The organism is Streptomyces sp. ISL-98, from assembly GCF_018614055.1.
GTDB lineage: Bacteria > Actinomycetota > Actinomycetes > Streptomycetales > Streptomycetaceae > Streptomyces > Streptomyces spiramyceticus.
The window spans coordinates 229,888-250,343 of record NZ_JAGGPB010000025.1; the positions used below are offsets into that span (position 1 = coordinate 229,888).

Consider the following 20,456-nt stretch of genomic DNA (forward strand, 5'->3'; position numbering starts at 1 on the left):
GCTGGATGAGCGACAGCACGATGTGGCGACTGCGCCCCGTCTCGCCACCAACGCCCTGCACCGTCCCCACTGCCGTGAATCCGGAGGCCGCCCATGCGCCAGTCCCTGTCCCGAGGCGTTCCGCTCGTCGCCGCGCTTCTGATGGGCCTGAGTACGATGCCGACCGCGGTCGGCTCCGCCGACGCCGCCGCACCCGGTGCCCGTCCCGGTTCTGCCTGCGCCCCGCACGACCGTCCGACGGTTCCAGGCGCGGAGCACCAACAGACGGCCTGCCTACCCGACTTGACCACCGCGGGGCTCGCCGGCACGGCATACACCGACACCGCCGACCAGGCGGGCCTGTCCGCGAAGGGCACGAAGAACCCGTCCGGTGTGCCCGGCCTCCAGATCGACGGCTACTTCCCGGACACTTCACGCTCCAATGCCACCCACGGGTGGCGGCACGACGCCCAGTTCGTCATCCGGCTGCCGGAGCGCTGGAACGATGGTCTGGTGGTCACCGGCGCACCGGGCACCCGCAAGCAGTACGCGACCGACGCCCTCATCTCCGACCAGATACTGGCCCTCGGTTATGCGTACGCGGCCACCGACAAGGGAAACAGCGGTCCCGACTTCTTCATGGACGGCAAGCGGCCCGGCGATGCGGTGGCGGAGTGGAACCGGCGGACCACGGAGCTGACGCGCGCGGCACGGAAGGCCGTCGCGCAGCGGTACGGGCACGCGCCCCGGCGTACGTACATGACGGGCATCTCCAACGGCGGCTATCTGACCCGCTGGCAGCTGGAGAACCACCCCGAGCTCTATGACGGAGGGGTCGACTGGGAGGGCGCCCTGTGGACGGCCGACGGCGGCGGGCTGCTGGGCTCCCTGCCGGTCACCGTGGCGCGCGCTCTGGGGCGGGCGACGGACGAGGACCTCCTGAAGGCCGGTTTCGCGCCCGGTTCCCAGTTCCTGTGGCCCTACCACGAGAAGGCGTACTGGGGAGTGACCCAGAAGATCTACCGCGCCGAATTCGACCCGTCGTACGATCCGGACTGCCCCGGCTCTTCGGCAGGTTCGACGGCGCCGGAGATCCTTGCCCCGTGCGCGTCGGATGCGGACTACGACTACGCCGCGCGCCCCTCGTCCGTACACCGCGCGGTGCGGCGGGTGGCGCTGACCGGGCGGATCGGCAGGCCGCTGATCACGCTGCACGGCGATCTGGACACGCTGCTGCCCATCGCCACCGACTCCGACGTGTACGAGCGGATGGTGACCGGACAGGGCCGGTCACGGCTGCACCGCTACTACACCGTCGAGGGCGGCACCCATGTCGACTCCCTCTACGACACGTTCCCCGAGCTGCTGCGGCCGGTTCTGCCCTGCTACCGCTCGGCGTTCACGGCCCTCGTCTCGTGGGTCGAGGACGGCAGCGCGCCGCCCGCGGACCGGACGATCGCCAGGCCCACGGGCGGTGACGTGGTCAACTCCTGTGCGCTGAGCTGAGCCGGGAGGTCAGACACGCTCCATAGGGCGGTGCGGCTCGGCCGGCAGGTCGACCGTGATCCGGTCACCGGGCCACACCACTCCGCCTGCCGTGACGATGCTCATGATCCCGGCCTTGCGCACAATGTTGCCCGCAGTGTCCCGGCCGACGACCTGCTTGAGGAGGCCGTCCTGGAAGGCGTCGATCTGAAGGCAGGGATTGCGCAGGCCGGTGATCTCGACGACCGCTTCGTCGCCGATGCGCAGCAGGGTGCCGGTGGGCAGCGCCAGCAGGTCGATCCCGCGCGTGGTGATGTTCTCACCGAGCTCGCCGGGCGCGACCTTGAAGCCCTCCTCCAGCACCTCGTCGAAGAGCTCTTCGTGGATGAGGTGGACCTGTCGCAGGTTCGGCTGGGTGGGGTCCTGGGCAACCCGTGACCGGTGCTTGACCGTCACGCCCGCATGCACGTCCCCCTCCACGCCGAGACCGGGCAGCAACGTGATGCTGTCCCGGTTCGGCTTGGTGAAGCTGTACTCGCCGTTACTGCTGACCGCCGTGACGGTGCCGCTCAGCGCCCTATCTCCTTACGCGAGATCCTGCTGCGCAGCCTGCGGCGCTGCGAACTGTCCAGCATCAGGTACGCCGCCACAGGCACTCCGACCATGACCAGCAGCGCCGGCCAGAACCCGATCAACCAGATCAGGGCGATCCCCACCACCACGCCACCGGCGGCGACGACCTTCGCGTTGTTCGACATCTTCTGACGCCTCCTTCGCGGCGACTGCCGCTCCCTGCTCCGACAACGTGCACGCCAGCGCCGCAGTTCCATTGTGCGCCCGTTGTACAGCAGCGCTTATACGGCAGCGCTCGGGGCGGGCCTGAGCGGCTCACCCACCTCGTGCATGTGCGTCAGCGCCTGCCGGTACGAGTCGACCAGGCCGGTCTCCGCATACGGCATACCCAACGACTGGCAGTGCGCACGCACCAGCGGCTGGACGAGCCGCAGATGCGGGCGCGGCATGCTCGGGAAGAGGTGGTGCTCTATCTGGTAGTTGAGGCCGCCGAGGAACCAGTCGGTGAGTATCCCGCCGCGCACATTGCGTGACGTCAGGACCTGCCGCTGCAGGTGGCCCCAGCGCTCGCCGTCGGGGTCCGGCATTTCCATCCCCTTGTGGTTGGGCGCGAAGGCCATGCCGAGGTGGAGACCGAACAGCGCGTGGTGCACCAGTGCGAAGACGATGGCCTTGCCGACGGACATGGTGGTGAGCAGGAGTGTGGCATATGTCATGAGGTGGGCGATCAGCAGAAAGCCCTCCACCGTGCGCTCGCGCAGCGACTGGCGACGCAGGTCCTGGAAACCGGAGACCTTCAGGGCGATGCCTTCGAGCAGTAGCATCGGGAAGAACAGGCGTGCCTGGTTGCGGGTGAGCCAGCGGGCGAAGCCCTCGCGCTGTTCGGCCTGCTTCTGGGTCCAGACGAGTGCGCCGACTCCGACGTCGGGGTCCTTGTCGACGTGGTTGGGGTTGGCGTGGTGGCGTACGTGCTTGTCGTTCCACCACGCCTGGCTCATGCCGAGCAGCAGATTGCCGTGGATGAGCCCGACGGCCATGCCCAGCCGGCGGTTGCCGGTTATCTGCGCGTGTCCCGCGTCGTGTCCGACGAAGGCGGTACGGGCCCACAGCACCGCGAGGGGCAGTGCGAGCAGCAGCGTCCACCAGGAGTCCCCGATGAGCACGATGCCGGTGACGACAGCGGCCAGGGCGAGCAGATTGGCCGCGATCCCCAGCGCGTACCAGCCGATGCGCCGCTCCAGGAGTCCCTGCTCCCTTACGGTGCGCAGGAGCGGGGCGAAATCGCTCCCCGAGGTGCCTGTCGTGGGTTCCGCGACAGTGGCGGCCTGGGGCATAAGGGTCTCCGGTCTGTAGGACCTTGCTCTGACCTCATGAAAGTACGCAACGAAGACCCTCAAAGACCATGGCGCTGGCACCCGGCTTTCAGTGGGGTAAGCCCCCAGCCGCCAGGGTGGGGCTGGCTACACCTCGCGCGCGCCGGATGCTGTACCCTCGGCGGCCCGGCACCCACTAGTCAAATTTGAGGAATGCGTCATCGCTGTGCACCGACCTCTTGCGGCAACGCCCTCCGAGATCTCCGAACTCACCCGCTGCCCCGTGGTCTTTCTGCCCGCGGACCCACCCCGTACCGGCAAGGTCGCCTTCTGGCGGTCCGACGGAGGCGAGCCCCCGCCCGTCCCCCCGTCCGCACCCCGGTCCGAGCCCTTGGCCGCCAACGGATCCGTCGAGGAACTGACCGTGGTCGCGGCCGATGCGACACCGCGGACCGTACGAGCCGTCGTACTGCCCGTACGGGACGCCCTGCCGGTCCTGACCCGAGCCCGCGCGTCCGCGCACGCCGACCCCGCCGCCGCCTTCTGGGGCGCGGCGGCCCTCGTCGCGCTCCAACTCGCCGCCCGCGGGCGGCTGCTGCCGGGCCTGACCGCCACCGACCACGATGCCTGGCGGGCCGGACCGCTCACCGCCGACGACCTGGAACGGGTACGCGAACTCGCGGCCGCGATGCCGCCCAACGCACACGCCGTACCGCTCGACGCCGACGCCGAGCCCCTGCTGCTGCCCGCACCCGAGCGCCTCCTCCGCGCCTTCCTCGACGCGGTCGCCGACGGTCTGCCACGCACGCCCGCCGCACCTTCGGCCACCCTGAGCCCCGCCTTCGCCGCGGCCGAGCCGCAGCGGCTGCCCGAACAGCGGGCCTGGGCCGCGGATGTCGCCGCCGGGCAGGACGCGGGCGTACGAATCTCACTGCGGGTCGAACTGCCGGGCCTGGCGGCGTCCGGGGCCGGGACGTTCCGTGCCGTCCTCCAGATGCACAGCGTCAGCGACCCGTCCCTGGTGGCGGACGCCGCCGAGGTGTGGGCCGGTGCCGGTCAAGCCGGTCATGCCAGTCACGCCGGTCAAACCGGTACGGCTTTCGGTCCGCGCGCCCGCATGGACGCGCTGCTCGCCCTGCGCCGGGCCGCCCGCGCCTGGCCGCCGCTGACCCCGCTGCTGTCGGCCGCCGTACCCGACACGATCGAGCTCGCGGACGAGGACGTCACCGAGCTGCTCGGCGAGGCCGCCCGGGCGCTGGCCGCCACCGGGGTGCAGGTGCACTGGCCCAAGGAGCTCGCGCGGAAGCTGACGGCGCGCGCGGTCGTCGGCCCGCCCGACGAGGCAGGTGAGAGCAGCGATGCCAAGGGCCCCGGAAAGACAGCGTCCGACGTGCCGTCGTTCCTGTCGGCCGACGCCCTGCTGGCCTTCAACTGGTCGTTCGCGCTGGGCGGCCGTCAGCTCTCGCGAGCCGAACTCGACCGGCTCGCCGAGGCCAACAGGCCGGTGGTGCGACTGCGCGACCAGTGGGTCCTCATCGACCCCGAGGAGGCCCGTCGCGCGCGGGAGCACCAGGACCGCAAGGTCACCCCCATCGAAGCGCTCAGTGCCGCGCTGAGCGGCCGTACAGAAGTGGACGGACAGCGCGTCGACGTACAGGCATCGGGATGGCTCGCGCAGTTGCGGGACCGTATCGCCGATCCTGAGGGCACGGGGCACCAGACGATTCCACAGCCGACCGCCCTCGCGGCGACGCTGCGCGACTACCAGTTGCGCGGGCTCAACTGGCTGCACCACATGACATCCCTCGGGCTCGGCGCCTGCCTCGCCGACGACATGGGGCTCGGCAAGACCATCACGCTCATTGCCCTGCATCTGCACCGGCAGACGGACGAGCGGGCCGCAGGACCCACCGTCGTGGTCTGCCCCACGTCGCTCATGGGCAACTGGCAGCGCGAGATCGAACGCTTCGCGCCCGGAACGCCCGTACGTCGCTTCCACGGGCCTTCACGCAGTCTGGAGGGCCTGGCCGACGGCGAATTCGTCCTCACGACGTACGGCACGATGCGGCTCGACGCCGCGCGGCTGACTGTGCCCGGCGCCTGGGGGATGGTCGTCATCGACGAGGCACAGCACGTCAAAAACCCGTACTCGGCGACCGCCAAGCAGCTGCGGACCATCGACGCACACGCACGCGTGGCGCTCACCGGAACGCCCGTCGAGAACAACCTCTCCGAGCTGTGGGCGATCCTCGACTGGACGACGCCCGGCCTGCTCGGCAGGCTCGGCACCTTCCGCAGGACCTACGCGCAGTCGGTCGAGGGCGGAAACGATCCGGCAGCGGCAGAGCGGCTCTCCAGGCTGGTACGCCCCTTCCTGCTGCGGCGCCGCAAGTCCGATCCCGGCATCGCGCCAGAGCTGCCGCCGAAGACGGAGACCGACCGTGCCGTCTCTCTCACCACGGAACAGGCCGGACTGTACGAGGCGGTGGTGCGTGAGACGCTGGCCGCCATCTCCGGGGCCGACGGGTTCACCCGGCGCGGGCTCGTGGTGAAGCTCCTGACCGCGCTGAAGCAGATCTGCAACCACCCCGCGCAGTATTTGAAAGAGCGCGGTCCAAGGGAAGACCGGCCCAGGATCGCGGGGCGGTCGGGGAAGCTGGAGCTGCTGGACGAGCTCCTCGACACCATCCTGGCCGAGGACGCGAGCGTGCTGGTCTTTACGCAGTACGTGCAGATGGCACGGCTGCTCGAGCAGCATCTCGGCGCGCGCGGGGTGAACACCCAGTTCCTGCACGGCGGTACGCCCGTACAGGAGCGCGAGGCCATGGTGCAGCGGTTCCAGGACGGTGAAATCCCGGTCTTCCTGCTGTCGTTGAAGGCTGCCGGCACCGGTCTCAATCTCACCCGCGCCGCCCATGTCGTGCACTACGACCGCTGGTGGAACCCCGCCGTCGAGGCACAGGCCACCGACCGGGCGTACCGCATCGGGCAAACCCAGCCGGTGCAGGTGCACCGGCTGATCGCCGAGGGGACGATCGAGGACCGGATCTCCGACATGCTCGCGCGCAAGCAAGAGCTGGCGGACGCCGTCCTCGGCTCCGGCGAGGCCGCGCTGACCGAACTGACCGACGCCGAACTGGCGGATCTGGTGGAGCTGCGAGGGGGCACGCGATGAGCGGCACAGGCGGGTGGAACAAGACGGACAGGGCCACGGAAAACGAGACGGACAGGGCCATGGAAAGGGACACGGAGCGCACCTTTGGCGCCCTCCCTCCCGCGCGGGGACGCGGTTTCGCACAGACGTGGTGGGGCCGTGCCTGGCTGAAGGCACTGGAGGACACGGCGCTCGACGGCGAACAGCTCAAGAAGGGGCGCAAGTACGCGCGTGAGGGTGCGGTCGGCGCCGTGTCCGTAAGGCCCGGCCGGATCACGGCCGTCGTCCGGGAGCGGGACGGCTCGGCGTACCGCAGTGATGTGCTGTTGCAGCGGCTGAGCGACGAGGACTGGGACCGCTTCCTGGACATGGCGGTCGAACGGGCCGGGCACATCGCGGCTCTCCTGGACCGCGAGATGCCGCCGCACCTCGTGGAGGACGCGGCGGCGGCCGGGGTCGAACTGCTGCCGGGCATCGGCGATCTGGAGCCGGAGTGCTCGTGCGAGGCCTGGGACCACTGCCCGCACACCGCGGCGCTCTGCTACCAGGTGGCGAGGCTGCTGGACGAGGACCCGTTTGTGCTGCTGCTGATGCGGGGGCGGAGCGAGCGGGCGCTGCTCGACGAGCTGCAGGTACGCAGTGCCGCCAGGGCAGCGACTCCCCACGAAAGCATGGGGGCGCACGAGGAAGAGCGCGCGCCGGAGGGCGTGCGCGCGGACGCGGTCTTCGCGGCACGGGACGTACTGCCTTTGCCCGCGCCCCCGCCCCTCCCCGAGGAGCCGGGGCGGCCACCGGTTCTCGATACGGAGACGGGGCCGGCGCCTGGGATCGACGTCGCGGCGCTGGAGTTCCTGGCAGCGGACGCCGCCGCCCGGGCTCATCGCCTGCTGGCCGAGGCGCTGTCGGCCGGTCATGAACAGCACCCCGTCGACAAAAAGCTGAACGCGGATCAGGACGCTGTACGGCTGGCAGCCGGGGCTCCCGGTCCAGTCATCGCCGCGCGCCTCGCGTCGGGATCCGGCCGGGAGCGGGCCGAACTCGCCCTCGCTGTACGAGCATGGGGGTACGGAGGGCGTGCCGGGCTCGCCGTACTGGAGGAGGACTGGTCCCCGGACCGGGAGGCGCTGGCCCGTGCCCGTGCGCGGCTGGCGGAAGCGTGGGACGAGGAGGAACGCCCGCAGTTCCGTGCTCAGCGCAACCGGTGGACGGTGACCGGCTCGGACGCTCGGCTCTCGGGCGCTCAGCTGCGATGCGGGCGCGACGGGCGCTGGTGGCCGTACCGCAAGGAGCGCGGCCGGTGGACGCCGGTCGGTCCCGGCGACCAGGATCCGGCGGTGGCGCTCGCCGTCGCCCTGCGGAGCGACGGACAGGAGGCGGCCGACTCCACAGCAATCCCCCGCAGGGGTGACGAGCCCTCTCCCGGGTGAATCGAACGCCGCATCACGGCAGCTTTCGGAAGCGCGCCCTGTCCTGTCGCCGTTCATTCGGACTTTCGCGCGACGGTTCGCCCGCCTTCCCCCGTGACGGCTTCTTGATCAGGTGAGTTCTCCGGGCGCTGGATCCCTCAACGTCGCCACAGGAGGAACCTTGAATTCCGCGCCCGCTCGTCTCGTGCTTCACCCTGCGTTCGAGAACCCACCTGTGGCAACCGCACTTTCCGTGCGCCCTGTTGACGCGAGGTGGTCGGAATGAAGTGGCTCGCAAGCGGTCGGCGTACCGGTTCCGTCGGAGCGGACTCGGAGTCGGTGTCGGTGTCGGCGGCGGATCCGAAGTCGGTGTCGGAGCCGGCGTCCGGCCCGGCAGCGGCGGTTCCACCCGCCAGGCAGGAACGACCGCACCCCTCGGCTCCTCCGGAGCTGGACTACAACGGGCGCAAGCACCGCCGCGCCATGGAGGATGCCACCCTGCGGGACATGGCGCGGCGGATCCCCGCCGCGCTCGGCCAGACCGCCCGGCTCGCCTGGTCGGTCGACCGGCGCATGGTGATCACCATCCTGGCCTGTCAGCTGCTGTCCGGGATCGGTACGGCCGTCATGCTCGCCGCCGTCGCCAAGGCCATGCAGCACCTGTTCGGAACGGCCGACGCCCGGGCGGCGTTATCGGCGGCCTCGCCGGCCCTGGTGCTGGCAGGCCTCGCCATGGCCACGGGTTCAGGGGCCTGGATCATGGCCGACTGGGCCACGCGCCGGCTCAACCCGCAAGTCGCCTCAGCAGCCGACATGACCATCGTCGACCTCCACATGCGGGCCGAGTTGTCCGCCTACGACCAAGAGGGTTTCAAGGACCGCAGTCAGGCGGCCGAGATCGGGGCACTGCGCGCCGTCGATCTCGCCGATGACGCCAAGACCCTCACGAACGGGTTCGTGCAGCTCGTCTCCGCCGCGTCCGTCCTCGCGGTGCTCCACCCTCTGCTGGTCGGCGTGCTGCTGCTCTCCGTCCTTCCTCGCGGCCTGGGCGGTGTGATCGCCGCGCGCATCGACTACCGCGTCCACGACCGTACGATCTCCGCGCGCAATGTGCGCGGCATGATGCGGTGGTGGCTGACAACCTCGGAACTCGCCGACGAACTGCGCGCCAACACCATGCGCGGCTACCTCTACTTCTGGTACCGCACGATGTGCGACCGGGTGGAGGGCAAAGAGCTGGAGGGCGCGGGGCCCTATCTGCGGATTACGGCCGTCGCCGCGGCACTGTCCGGGATCTTCACGCTCGGCATGTGGGCCTCCCTCGCCGCGCTCGTGCTGTCCGGCCACATGGTCCTGGCCATCGCCGGAACGGCCATCGTCGCGTCCCAAACCGCCGGCCGCGCCCTCAACTCGATCATTCGCTATGGCGCCGTCATGTTCCACCACGGCCTCTACCTCGGCGACTACCACGATTTCCTGGCCGAAGTACGGACGATGACCACCCGTCGCGGCGCCGCAACGGTCCGGGCGCCCCGCACCATCCGCCTCGACGAAGTCGAGTTCAGCTACTCCAACAAGGCAGCCCCTGCCCTGCACAACCTCTCGCTCACCCTCAAGCGCGGTGAAGTGGTCGCCCTCGTCGGGGAGAACGGCGCCGGCAAGTCGACCCTGGTGCGGCTGCTGACCGGACTGACGTTGGCCACATCCGGCGGCGTGTACTGGGACGGCACCGATCTCGCCACCGCCGATGCCGAATCCGTGTGGCAGCACGTCGGGCTCGTACCCCAGAACAACGGCCACTGGCCCTTGGCAGCCAGGGAGAACATCACCCTCGGTCAGCCACGAGAGTTCGGCGACGAGCAGGTCTGGAAGGCCGCCGAACAGGTCGGCATGGCGGGCGTCATCCGTGACCTGCCCGACGAACTGGAAACACTGCTGGCCCGCTCGGTGTGGGGCGGGCAGGAACTGTCCGGCGGGCAATGGCAGCGTCTCGCCTGTGCCCGCGCCCTCTACCGCAAGCCGGGCCTTCTCATCCTGGACGAGCCCACCAGCGAGATGGACGCGAGGGGCGAGCACATGATCTTCCGTACGCTCCGGGACATCGCGCAGGACCGCATCACCGTCGTGGTCACCCACCGCCTCGACAACGTGAAGATGGCGGACCGGATCATCGTCCTCGACGAAGGCCGCATCCGGGAGGAGGGCACATTCGAGGAGCTGGTGCACAGGGACGGCAGCCTCCTCGGCGAGTTGTACGCCCTGTCCCAGGACCGCTGACCCTGCCCACCGGGTGGGCCGATAGCCACCGGTACTGACGGCCGGTCGCTACCGCTACTGACGGCCGATCCTCACCGGTGCTGACCGCAGGAGCACGGTGTGCCCCGGGACAGAGATCCCGGGGCACTGGCGGTAAGGAACACGCCACCCCACGACAGGCGTCCTTGCCGCCGTACTGGCCCTCCGACACGATGGTTCGGGAGGCCGAAGTGACCGATGCATGGGTGGCTCTGGAGGCCGGTGCCGACCCCGTTGAGCGGCTGGGTGAACTGCGCAGGGCGCATGAGGTGTTCACCAGCGCGGGGCGGCTTGAGCGGCCCGTACGGTCCGTGGTCGGGGAGTCGTGGCGGCGGTCCGCGCGGGCGCATGTGAGCCCCGAGTCCACCGCTCGTGTCGAGCTGACCGACGCGGACCTCGGCTCGTACAGGCACGAACATCCGCTGGCCCGCGTGATGCCGCTGTTCCGGGAGCTGATGGGCACCTTCGCGAGCGACGGAGAGCACCTGCTCGCGGTGTGCGACGCACAGTGCCGCCTTTTGTGGGTCGAGGGGCACCCCGGGACCCGGCGCCGTGCCGGGCGGCTGAACTTCGTTCCCGGTGCCCGCTGGTCCGAGTCCGCGATGGGAACGAACGCACCCGGAACAGCCGTTGCCCTGGACCGGCCCGTGCAGGTCTTCGCCGCCGAACACTTCAGCAGGCCGGTACAGCCCTGGACCTGTGCCGCGGCACCCGTACACGATCCGCGCACCGGACGTCTCCTCGGAGCCGTCGACATCACCGGTGGGGACGGGCTCGCGCATCCGCACAGTCTGGCGTTCGTCCAGGCGGTCGCCCGTGCGGCCGAGTCACAGCTCGCGCTTCTCTCGCCGCCCCCGCACGCCTCCGCCGTCCAGCTCTGCGCGCTGGGCAGGGACGAGGCCCTGCTCGTGGTCGACGGCCGCAAGTTACGTCTCAGCCGCCGTCACAGCGAGATCCTGGTGCTGCTCGCCCGTCACCCCGAGGGCCTGACCGGCGACGAGCTGCTCATCGCCCTGTACGAGGACGAGTCGGTCACGCCCGTCACCCTGCGCGCAGAGCTGTCCCGGCTGCGTCGCCTGCTCGGCCCGGCGCTGCTCCTCTCCCGGCCGTACCGGCTCGCCTCCCCCGTCGACACGGACTTCGACACCGTCGCACGACGCCTCGCGTCCGGCGCGACGACGGCGGCCATGAGCGGGTACGCGGGCCCGCTGCTGCCCGTCTCGCAGGCCCCCGAGGTCGTACGTCTGCGGAGGCGTCTGGAGGACCAGCTGCGGGCCGCAGTGATCGCCCGCGCGGATCCCGGGCTGCTCGGCGACTGGGCGTACAGCCCCTGGGGAGAGGACGATCTGGCGGTCTGGCAGACGCTCGCGTCCGTACTTCCCGAGGATCAGCGGCCTGCCGCGCTCACTCGCGTACGGGAACTCGACACCTGGCAGCGTGGCCGGGCATGGGACCGGTGAGCATCCGCCCCGGATGACGGCTCCCACGCTGCGGACACGGCCCGGTCTCCTTAGTGTCTTTTCATGGACCACCACAGTGTCTGTTGATGGAGCACCACACAGCACCACAGGTGCCGCCCATCCGAACCCGGAGGAGCCCCCATGCCGGAGCTGTTCATCGGTGGCAAGTGGACCGCCGCCCTCGGCGGGCAGGTTCGTGAGATCCGCTGCCCCGCTGACGGCACCCTGGTGGCAACCGTCGACGAGGCCGGTCCCAAGGACGCCGCCGCTGCCCTTGCCGCCGCCCGTGACGCCTTCGACAGCGGGCCGTGGCCACGCACTCCGGCCGCCGAGCGCGGCCGGCTGCTGCTGCGCGTCGCCGACCTGCTGGAACGCGACAGGCCGACGCTCGCCCGGGCCGAATCCCTGGACACAGGGAAGCGGCTCGTCGAGAGCGAGTACGACATGGACGACATCGCGGCCTGCTTCCGCTACTTCGGCAACCTCACGGCATCGGGCGGCAACGACCGGATCGTCGACACAGGCAATCCCGACGTCGACAGCAGAGTGGTCCACGAACCGGTCGGCGTGTGCGCGCTGATCACTCCATGGAACTATCCGCTCCTGCAGACGGCCTGGAAGGTCGCCCCGGCGCTCGGCGCGGGCAACACCTTCGTCCTCAAGCCCAGCGAGCTGACCCCGCACACCGCCATCATCCTCATGCGTCTGCTGACCGAGGCAGGACTGCCCGACGGGGTCGCCAACCTCGTGCTGGGCGCCGGCCCGACAGCGGGTGCGCCGCTCACCGCGGACCCCCGGGTCGACCTGGTGTCGTTCACCGGCGGACTCGTCACGGGGCGCCGCATCATGGCAGCGGCCGCCCCCACCGTGAAGAAGGTCGCCCTCGAACTGGGCGGCAAGAATCCCAACATCGTCTTCGCCGACGCCGATTTCGACGCGGCGGTCGACCACGCCGTGATGGCGGTGTTCCTGCACTCCGGGCAGGTCTGCTCGGCCGGGGCACGGCTCCTGGTCCAGAACGAACTGCACGACGCGTTCGTCGACGAGGTGGTGGCCCGGGCCAGGGCGATCCGGCTCGGTGGCCCGTTCGACGAGAATGCCCGCACCGGGCCGCTGATCTCCGCGGCGCACCGCGACAAGATCGAGGCGTACGTGGCGGCCGGGCTGGGCGAGGGCGCCGTACTGCGCTGCGGCGGCAAGCGGCCCGACGACCCGGCCCTGCAGGACGGCTTCTACTACCTGCCGACCGTGTTGGACGAGTGCACGCCGGGCATGTCCGTGGTGGCCGACGAGTCGTTCGGTCCGGTGCTCACCGTCGAGATGTTCCGTGACGAGGAGGAGGCGGTCGCGCTCGCCAACGACACCGTCTACGGGCTGACCGGAGCCGTCTGGTCGGGTGATGTGGCCCGGGCGCAGCGGGTGGCTTCCCGGGTGCGCGCCGGCACTGTATGGATCAATGACTTCCATCCGTACGTTCCCCAGGCAGAGTGGGGCGGAATGAAGCAGTCCGGTTTCGGCCGTGAACTTGGCCCGGCCGGACTTGCCGAGTACCAGGAGGCCAAGCACATCTGGCGCAATCTCTCGCCCAGGCCGCAGAGGTGGTTCGAATGAGTACGGATGCAGGAAGAGGTCCGGAACCAGCTGGTCCGGTCCGGACCCAGACCCAGCACGACGACGATGCTCTGGGAGAGCTCGGCTACCGCCCGGAACTCAAGCGCAGCCTCGGCAATTTCCACACCTTCGCCGCCGGGATCAGCTACATCTCGATCCTGACCGGCACCTTCCAGCTCTTCTACTTCGGCGTGGCCTTCGGCGGGCCCGCCTACTGGTGGTCCTGGCCGATGGTCTTCACCGGCCAGCTGATGGTGGCCCTGTGCTTCTGCGAGCTGGCCGCCCGCTATCCGGTCGCCGGTTCGGTCTACAACTGGGCCAAGACCATGGGCGGTCCGCACATCGGCTGGCTCGGCGGCTGGATGATGATGACGGCCACCATGGTGACGCTCTCGGCCGTGGCACTCGCGTACCAGATCACGCTGCCGCAGATCGACGACTGGTTCCAGTTCGTGGGCGACGGCACCGGTGAGAACGACGCGGCCGCCAACGCCGTACTCCTCGGCACGGTGCTCATCCTCTTCTCCACCGTGGTCAACGCCTTCGGTGTCCAGCTCATGGCCCGGATCAACTCGGCCGGTGTGTTCATCGAGCTGATCGCCGCCGTCGCTCTGATCGTCTTCCTGGCGGCGCACATCACCCGCGGCCCCAGCAGTGTCCTCACTGAGACGTACGGGCTCGGCAGTGGCCAGGACCTCGGCTATTTCGGCGCGTTCCTGACCGCGTCGCTGGCCTCCGCGTACGTCATGTACGGGTTCGACACCGCGTCGTCACTCGGCGAGGAGTCGCACGATCCGAGCCGCAACGCGCCCCGCGCCATCCTGCGGGCACTCGTCGCGTCCTTCATCATCGGCGGGTTCATCCTGCTCTTCGCTCTGATGGCCGTGCCGGATCTGGCCGCCGAGGAGCTGGGCACGGGCGGTCTGCAGTACGTGGTGCTGGAGACGCTCGGTTCGACCATCGGCGAGATCTTCCTGTGGTGCGTCGTCGTCGCGATCACCGTCTGTGTGCTGGCCGTGCATGCCGCAGGCATCCGGCTGATGTTCGCCATGGCGCGGGACAACAACCTGCCGGCGGGCTCTCTCCTCGCCCGGGTCAGCCCCCGCTTCCAGACACCAGTGGTGCCCGCCGTCGTGATCGGTGTGATCGGCGTCGTCATCCTGGTGATCAACATCAACCAGCCACAGATCTTCTCGGTGATCACCAGCATCGCCATCATCATGATCTACGTGGCGTACCTGCTGGTCACCGTGCCCATGCTGATCCAGCGCCTGCGCGGCAGATGGCAGCCCGCCGAGGGCAAGTTCTCGCTCGGCAGGTTCGGGCTGCCGGTCAACATCCTCGCCGTGCTGTGGGGCGCCGCCATGTCGCTCAACCTCGCCTGGCCGCGCGCCGAGGTCTACAACGCGACGGGCGACCAGCACTGGTATCTGCGCTGGGGCGCGTTTCTCTTCATCGGCATCGTCGCGCTGGGCGGCTTCGCCTACTACTGGTTCGTACAGCGGCACAAGACGGGAGTCCTCGCCGAGCACCGCTTCGAGGCCGTGGAACCGGCGCCGACGCCCCCGTCCGCCGCCCCCTGAACACCTCTGATCCAGGAGACGCAATGTCCGCTGAGAGCCCCCTGGCCGCCTTCGACTATGTGGTGGTCGGCGGCGGTACGGCCGGCGCGGTCGTCGCCGCGCGGCTGACCGAGGACCCGGACGTCAGCGTCTGCGTACTCGAGGCCGGTCCTTCGGACGTCGGCGACGACAACATCCTCCGGCTCGACCGGTGGATGGCCCTGCTGGAGTCCGGTTACGACTGGGACTACCCGGTGGAGCCGCAGGAGAACGGCAACAGCTTCATGCGGCACGCCCGCGCCAAGGTGCTCGGCGGCTGCTCCTCGCACAACTCGTGCATCGCCTTCTGGGCACCGGCCGAGGACCTGGACGAGTGGGGCGCGCTGGGCTGTACGGGGTGGAGCGCGGCGGACTGTTTCCCCCTCTACCAGCGCCTGGAGACCAATGACGCGCCCGGCGACCACCACGGCCGCTCGGGCCCGGTGACCATCCGTACGGTCCCGCCGAACGACCCGTGCGGCAGAGCGCTGCTGGCGGCGTGCACGGCGACGGAGATCCCCAGCAGGCCGTTCAACACCGGCAGGACGGTGGTGCGCGGTGCGCACTGGTTCCAGATCAACTCCCTTCCGGACGGCACCCGTTCGTCCTCGTCGGTCGCGTATCTGCACCCGATTCTCGGCAAGCGGCAGAATCTGGAGGTACGCACGGGGTTGCAGGCCAAGCGGCTGCTGTTCGACGACAGCGGACGGCGTTGCACGGGCGTCGAGTATCTGGAGCCCGACACCATTCACAGCGGGGCGGTCACGGCGCGGCGCGAAGTCATCGTCTCGTGCGGGGCCATCGACTCTCCGAAGCTGCTGATGCTGTCCGGTATCGGACCGGCCGGGCATCTGTGGGACTGCGACGTCGAGGTACGGGTGGACTCCCCCGGGGTCGGCTCCAATCTGCAGGACCACCCGGAGGGCGTGATCATGTGGGAAGCGAAGCAGCCCATGGTCACGGCGTCCAGCCAGTGGTGGGAGATCGGCATCTTCGTCGACACCGAACCGGGCCTCGACCGGCCGGACTTGATGTTCCACTACGGTTCGGTGCCTTTCGACCTGAACACCTACCGGCGCGGCTATCCGACCGCCGACAACGCCTTCTGTCTCACGCCGAACGTCACCCGGGCCCGCTCCATGGGCACGGTCCGGCTGCGCACCCGCGACTTCCGGGACAAGCCGAAGGTCGACCCCCGCTACTTCACGCACGAGCACGACATCCGGGTGATGACGTACGGGCTGCGGCTCGCCCGCGAGATCGCCGGGCGGGCCCCGATGGCCGGCTGGACCGGCGCCGAGCTCGCTCCGGGCCCGGACGCGAAGACCGACGAGGAACTGTTCTCGTACATCCGGCAGACGCACAACACCGTCTACCACCCGGCGGGCACCGTGCGCATGGGCGCGGCGGCCGACCACGACTCGCCGCTCGATCCTCAACTGCGCGTCAAGGGCGTCACGGGACTGCGGGTGGCCGACGCGTCCGTCATGCCTTTCCTTCCGACGGTCAATCCGTGCATCACCACGATGATGATCGGCGAGAAGTGCGCCGACATGATCAAGGCGACGTAGGCGCAACCTGGTCGCAACGTCCGGGTCCATACCCTCGCGCCGAGTGCCGCCCAACGGCGGGCGGCGCCAGAGGGAGGCCACGGAGATGACCCGTTACGCAGCGCCCGGTACCGAGGGTGCGATCGTCTCGTACGAGTCCCGCTACGACCACTGGATCGGCGGCGAGTACGTCCCGCCGGCCCGCGGCCAGTACTTCGAGAACCCGAGCCCCGTCAACGGCCGCCCGTTCACCGAGATCGCCCGCGGCACCGCGGAGGACGTGGAGCGCGCCCTGGACGCGGCGCATGCCGCCGCGCCGGGCTGGGGGCGTACGGCGGCGGCCGACCGCGCGAACATCCTGCTGAAGATCGCCGACCGGATGGAGACCCATCTGGAGGAGCTCGCGGTCGCCGAGTCCTGGGAGAACGGCAAGCCCGTACGGGAGACCCTGGCCGCCGACATCCCCCTCGCCATCGACCACTTCCGCTACTTCGCGGGTGCGCTCAGGGCGCAGGAGGGGTCGCTCAGCGAGGTCGACGACGACACCGTCGCGTACCACTTCCACGAGCCGCTCGGGGTCGTCGCCCAGATCATTCCCTGGAACTTCCCCATTCTGATGGCCACTTGGAAGCTGGCCCCGGCACTCGCCACGGGAAACGCAGTCGTCCTGAAGCCCGCCGAGCAGACCCCCGCCTCCGTCCACTACTGGATGAGCCTGGTCGCCGATCTGCTTCCGCCGGGTGTCGTCAATATCGTCAACGGCTTCGGCGAGGAGGCCGGGAAGCCCCTGGCGTCCAGCCCGCGCGTCGCGAAGATCTCCTTCACCGGTGAGACCACGACCGGGCGGCTGATCATGCAGTACGCCTCCGAGAACCTGAAACCGGTGACACTGGAGCTGGGCGGCAAGAGCCCGAACATCTTCTTCGACGACATCTGGAGCGTCGACGACGACCTGCGCGACAAGGCGCTCGAAGGCTTCACGATGTTCGCGCTGAACCAGGGCGAGGTGTGCACCTGCCCGTCGCGTGCGCTGATCCAGCGCGGCAACTACGGCGATTTCCTGGAAGCGGCGACGGCCCGGACCGAACTGATCACGCCGGGCCACCCCCTGGACACCGACACGATGATCGGCGCCCAGGCCTCCAACGACCAGCTCCAGAAGATCCTTTCGTACCTGGACATCGGCCAGCAGGAAGGCGCCAAGATCCGGACGGGTGGTCAGAGGCTGGAGTACGACGGCGACATGGCCGGTGGCTACTACGTCCAGCCGACGATCTTCGAGGGCGACAACCGGATGCGGGTCTTCCAGGAGGAGATTTTCGGCCCGGTCGTCGCGGTCACCTCCTTCGCCGACTTCGAAGACGCCATCAAGACGGCGAACGACACGCTGTACGGGCTCGGTGCGGGCGTCTGGACGCGGGACATCAACACCGCGTACCGGGCGGGCCGTTCGATCCAGGCGGGCCGCGTCTGGACGAACTGCTACCACGCGTACCCGGCGCACGCGGCGTTCGGCGGCTACAAGCAGTCGGGCATCGGCCGCGAGAACCACAAGATGATGCTGGAGCAGTATCAGCAGACGAAGAATCTCCTGGTGTCGTACTCGCCGAAGAAGCTGGGGTTCTTCTAGACGCCGAAGAAGGGCGCCTGAACAGGTGTTTTGCCTGCCAGGCGCCCTTCGTGGCGCGCATCTAAGCCGTGTGGCGAAATACGAAGCTACTCCCGATATCTTCCACCGCTATCCCACCTCTTACCAGCTGTTCCGGGGCATTTCCGGGCCAAGGACCGGCTCATGTGTTCTACGCGCTGCCCTCCGGCACCTCCCATCGCCGCATCGACTCCTCTATCAAGTTGTTGGCATGGTTCCGTGCCTCGGCCAGGAACTTGGCGTAGTAGCGGAAGAGAACCTGGATGCTTTGTCCGGCCCGGCGCGCACACTCTGCGGGGTCGACACCCGAGGCAAGCCAGAACGAGATTCCGGCGTGGCGCAGGTCGTAGCGGCGTTTCGCCAAATCAAGGGCGTGCTCGTCGAGTGTGAGTGCGGCCTCACGCGCCCGTCCCCATGTGATGCCGTACGCGGAAGGATCGATGTATTTTCCCGCCGCGTTGCGGAACAGACGTCCGTCGGGTGGGACACCGAAGCGCTCTATGACTCTCCGCCGGTACGCCGACTGGTCCAGCCGCTGACCCGGCCGTCCATCGGCTGGCTGTTCACCCCTGCCCCGCCACCGGCTGCCTGCGTTCACGGAGGGCTGTGAAGGTTTGGCGAACGGGAAGAACCCTGATGCGGCCCCCTGGTACCTGCTGGCTAACGTGGTCACCGGTTGATCACCACGAATTCCTATACAACGGGGAGCACAGCGCCATGGGAGCAGGCTTCAAAGTCGAGTTAACTGAACTCGACGCGCTCGTCAGAGAGCTCCATCGGAGCCAGGAGGAGATGCGCTCGGCGCTGAACGCGCTGCGTGACACCGGCCCGAAGACCACGGGCAGTAAGGAACTCGACAACGCCTGCGACGAGTTCCACGACAGCTGGGACGACGCGATCAAAAAAATCGCCGATGGCACGCAAATCATCGAGGACAAGCTCAAGCAGACCCGCGACACCTACCGGGACGCCGAGGCGGCCATCCGGGACGGCTTCGGCGGAAAGGGTGGCGCGAAGTGAGCGACAAGTACCCCTCGCTCGGCTTCGACCCCGCGCCGGGTGACTCCGGCAACGTGGGTTCGCTCGCCGCCCGTACCAAGAAGGCCGCGACCGCGCTCGACACCGCGCAGAACAGCATCAAGCGCCTGACAGGAAACGTGAGCTGGGCCGGCGATGCCGCCTCCGCCTTCTCCCAGAAGGTCGGAGAGCTGCCCCGCTATCTCAAGGACAGCCACGAGGCGATGCAGACCGCGTCCTCGGAGATGGCGAAGTGGCGCGAAGCACTCACCCACTACCAGAGCACCGCCGGTACGTACGAGGTGCAGGCCAAGCAAGCCAAGGGCAAGGTGGCCTCGGCGGAGAAGGCCAACGACGCCGCGGCCGGCCGCTACAACCAGGCCGCGAACGACCCCGCCTTCCGGCTGAGCGGCCAGATGTTCACCGGACCCGCCCTCCAGGACGCCCAGGCGAAGGTCGACGCGGCGAGCAGCCGGCTCAAGCAGGCCGACAGTGAACTCGACTCCGCCTCCACCCAGCTGGACCAGGCGCAGCGCGAACTCGAAGAAATCATCAAACGGGCCGAGCAGTTGCTGGAGGAGCACCAGGCCGAGGCCCGCGGTGTCGCGGGACACATGCGCAAGGCCACCGACGCCGCCCCCGACCCCGGCTTCTGGGAGCGGCTCGGCGACAAGTTCAAAGAGATCGGGCACTCCATCCAGGAGTGGTGCGCCCGCAACAAGGACCTGCTGAACAAGATCGGCGACTGGCTGGGAAACATATCCGCCGTACTCGGCATCCTGGCGCTGCTGACCCTGTGGTGTCCCCCGTTGTCCGGCGCACTCGCGTTGGCGAGTGCAGGGTTCTCGGCGGGCGCGCTGCTCTCGCACGGTGCGGCGAAGATCGGAGGGGCGGATGTCGGGTGGGGAACCCTCGCAGGTGATGCGGTAGGCCTTATTCCGGGCGCGGCGTTCGCGAAGACCGCGATCACTGGAACCGCGAAGGTAGTGGTGAAGGTGGGGGACGGGGTGGTCACACACATCGACGACGTGGCCAGGGTCACTCGGCTGAACCGCCTCGTCTCCGAGGGAGCCGCAGCAGTGAGCGAAGTCCCGCGAGCTGCCAACCGTTTCCGAAGTGCAGCTGAAGTCCACACCTTCAAAGCCGTAGACGGCATCGGGAACCGGGTGTCTCTCGCCTGGGAGAATTCGGTGGCAAAGAACCTTGGAGCAAGTATCGGTGAAAAGGGGCTGAGCGGGCTCATCACGAACACGCCTGGCCTGCGAAGCCTCCCAGGTCTTCAGCAAGCCATCCGCGCCGACGATACGCTCGATCCCCTCTCGTGGTGGTCGAAGGGGCCCCCCAATGCCGTTGCTTGAGGTCCT

The 20,456-nt window shown here is 69.1% G+C and carries 15 protein-coding genes; 11 read left to right on the top strand and 4 right to left on the bottom strand.

Annotated elements, in window-relative coordinates; translation table 11 throughout:
- Window positions 1–93: 93 nt before the first annotated feature.
- On the top strand, window positions 94–1,485 hold the full coding sequence (locus J7I98_RS18450) for a tannase/feruloyl esterase family alpha/beta hydrolase (RefSeq protein WP_214921812.1): 1,392 nt from the start codon (window positions 94–96) through the stop codon (window positions 1,483–1,485).
- Between the two features lie 9 nt (window positions 1,486–1,494).
- On the opposite strand, the gene J7I98_RS18455 is transcribed toward J7I98_RS18450, so the two are convergent.
- The 3 genes from J7I98_RS18455 to J7I98_RS18465 form a co-directional block, all read right to left on the bottom strand.
- A complete protein-coding gene (locus tag J7I98_RS18455) occupies window positions 1,495–2,037 on the bottom strand; it encodes an MOSC domain-containing protein (protein ID WP_214921848.1) in 543 nt (180 codons plus the stop codon).
- Window positions 2,034–2,222 carry a hypothetical protein gene (locus tag J7I98_RS18460; RefSeq protein WP_214921813.1) on the bottom strand — a complete coding sequence of 63 codons (189 nt, stop codon included), beginning with the start codon at window positions 2,220–2,222 and terminating at the stop codon, window positions 2,034–2,036. Before J7I98_RS18460 ends, J7I98_RS18455 begins: the two co-directional genes overlap by 4 nt.
- Before the next feature lie 96 nt (window positions 2,223–2,318).
- The gene (locus tag J7I98_RS18465; RefSeq protein ID WP_214921814.1) at window positions 2,319–3,371 is read right to left on the bottom strand and encodes an acyl-CoA desaturase; all 1,053 of its coding nucleotides are present in this window, start codon (window positions 3,369–3,371) and stop codon (window positions 2,319–2,321) included.
- Window positions 3,372–3,576: 205 nt separating this feature from the next.
- Between J7I98_RS18465 and J7I98_RS18470 the strand changes: the two genes are divergently transcribed.
- From J7I98_RS18470 to J7I98_RS18505, 8 genes are all read left to right on the top strand, one after another.
- A complete protein-coding gene (locus J7I98_RS18470; protein ID WP_214921815.1) occupies window positions 3,577–6,525 on the top strand; it encodes a DEAD/DEAH box helicase in 2,949 nt (982 codons plus the stop codon).
- A 59-nt stretch (window positions 6,526–6,584) separates the two neighbouring features.
- A complete protein-coding gene (locus J7I98_RS18475; RefSeq protein ID WP_214921849.1) occupies window positions 6,585–7,931 on the top strand; it encodes an SWF or SNF family helicase in 1,347 nt (448 codons plus the stop codon).
- Between the two features lie 261 nt (window positions 7,932–8,192).
- Window positions 8,193–10,187, top strand: coding sequence for an ABC transporter ATP-binding protein (locus J7I98_RS18480; protein WP_214921816.1), 1,995 nt, complete (start codon window positions 8,193–8,195; stop codon window positions 10,185–10,187).
- 209 nt (window positions 10,188–10,396) lie between these two features.
- A complete protein-coding gene (locus J7I98_RS18485; protein ID WP_308377851.1) occupies window positions 10,397–11,665 on the top strand; it encodes a GAF domain-containing protein in 1,269 nt (422 codons plus the stop codon).
- A gap of 141 nt (window positions 11,666–11,806) precedes the next feature.
- Entirely contained in the window at window positions 11,807–13,276 is a 1,470-nt protein-coding gene (locus tag J7I98_RS18490; protein WP_214921817.1) for an aldehyde dehydrogenase family protein, read from the top strand.
- The gene (locus tag J7I98_RS18495; RefSeq protein ID WP_214921818.1) at window positions 13,273–14,859 is read left to right on the top strand and encodes an APC family permease; all 1,587 of its coding nucleotides are present in this window, start codon (window positions 13,273–13,275) and stop codon (window positions 14,857–14,859) included. The genes J7I98_RS18490 and J7I98_RS18495 overlap by 4 nt, the downstream gene beginning before the upstream one ends.
- 23 nt (window positions 14,860–14,882) lie before the next feature.
- On the top strand, window positions 14,883–16,448 hold the full coding sequence (locus J7I98_RS18500) for a GMC family oxidoreductase (RefSeq protein WP_214921819.1): 1,566 nt from the start codon (window positions 14,883–14,885) through the stop codon (window positions 16,446–16,448).
- 85 nt (window positions 16,449–16,533) lie between these two features.
- Window positions 16,534–18,057, top strand: a complete 1,524-nt coding sequence (locus J7I98_RS18505) for an aldehyde dehydrogenase family protein (RefSeq protein WP_214921820.1) — start codon at window positions 16,534–16,536, stop codon at window positions 18,055–18,057.
- Window positions 18,058–18,226: 169 nt separating this feature from the next.
- On the opposite strand, the gene J7I98_RS18510 is transcribed toward J7I98_RS18505, so the two are convergent.
- Window positions 18,227–18,673, bottom strand: coding sequence for a hypothetical protein (locus tag J7I98_RS18510; RefSeq protein WP_251020809.1), 447 nt, complete (start codon window positions 18,671–18,673; stop codon window positions 18,227–18,229).
- A gap of 119 nt (window positions 18,674–18,792) precedes the next feature.
- Between J7I98_RS18510 and J7I98_RS18515 the strand changes: the two genes are divergently transcribed.
- The gene (locus J7I98_RS18515) at window positions 18,793–19,095 is read left to right on the top strand and encodes a WXG100 family type VII secretion target (protein WP_214921821.1); all 303 of its coding nucleotides are present in this window, start codon (window positions 18,793–18,795) and stop codon (window positions 19,093–19,095) included.
- Window positions 19,092–20,450, top strand: coding sequence for a putative T7SS-secreted protein (locus J7I98_RS18520; protein ID WP_214921822.1), 1,359 nt, complete (start codon window positions 19,092–19,094; stop codon window positions 20,448–20,450). Before J7I98_RS18515 ends, J7I98_RS18520 begins: the two co-directional genes overlap by 4 nt.
- The last annotated feature ends 6 nt before the right edge of the window (window positions 20,451–20,456 follow it).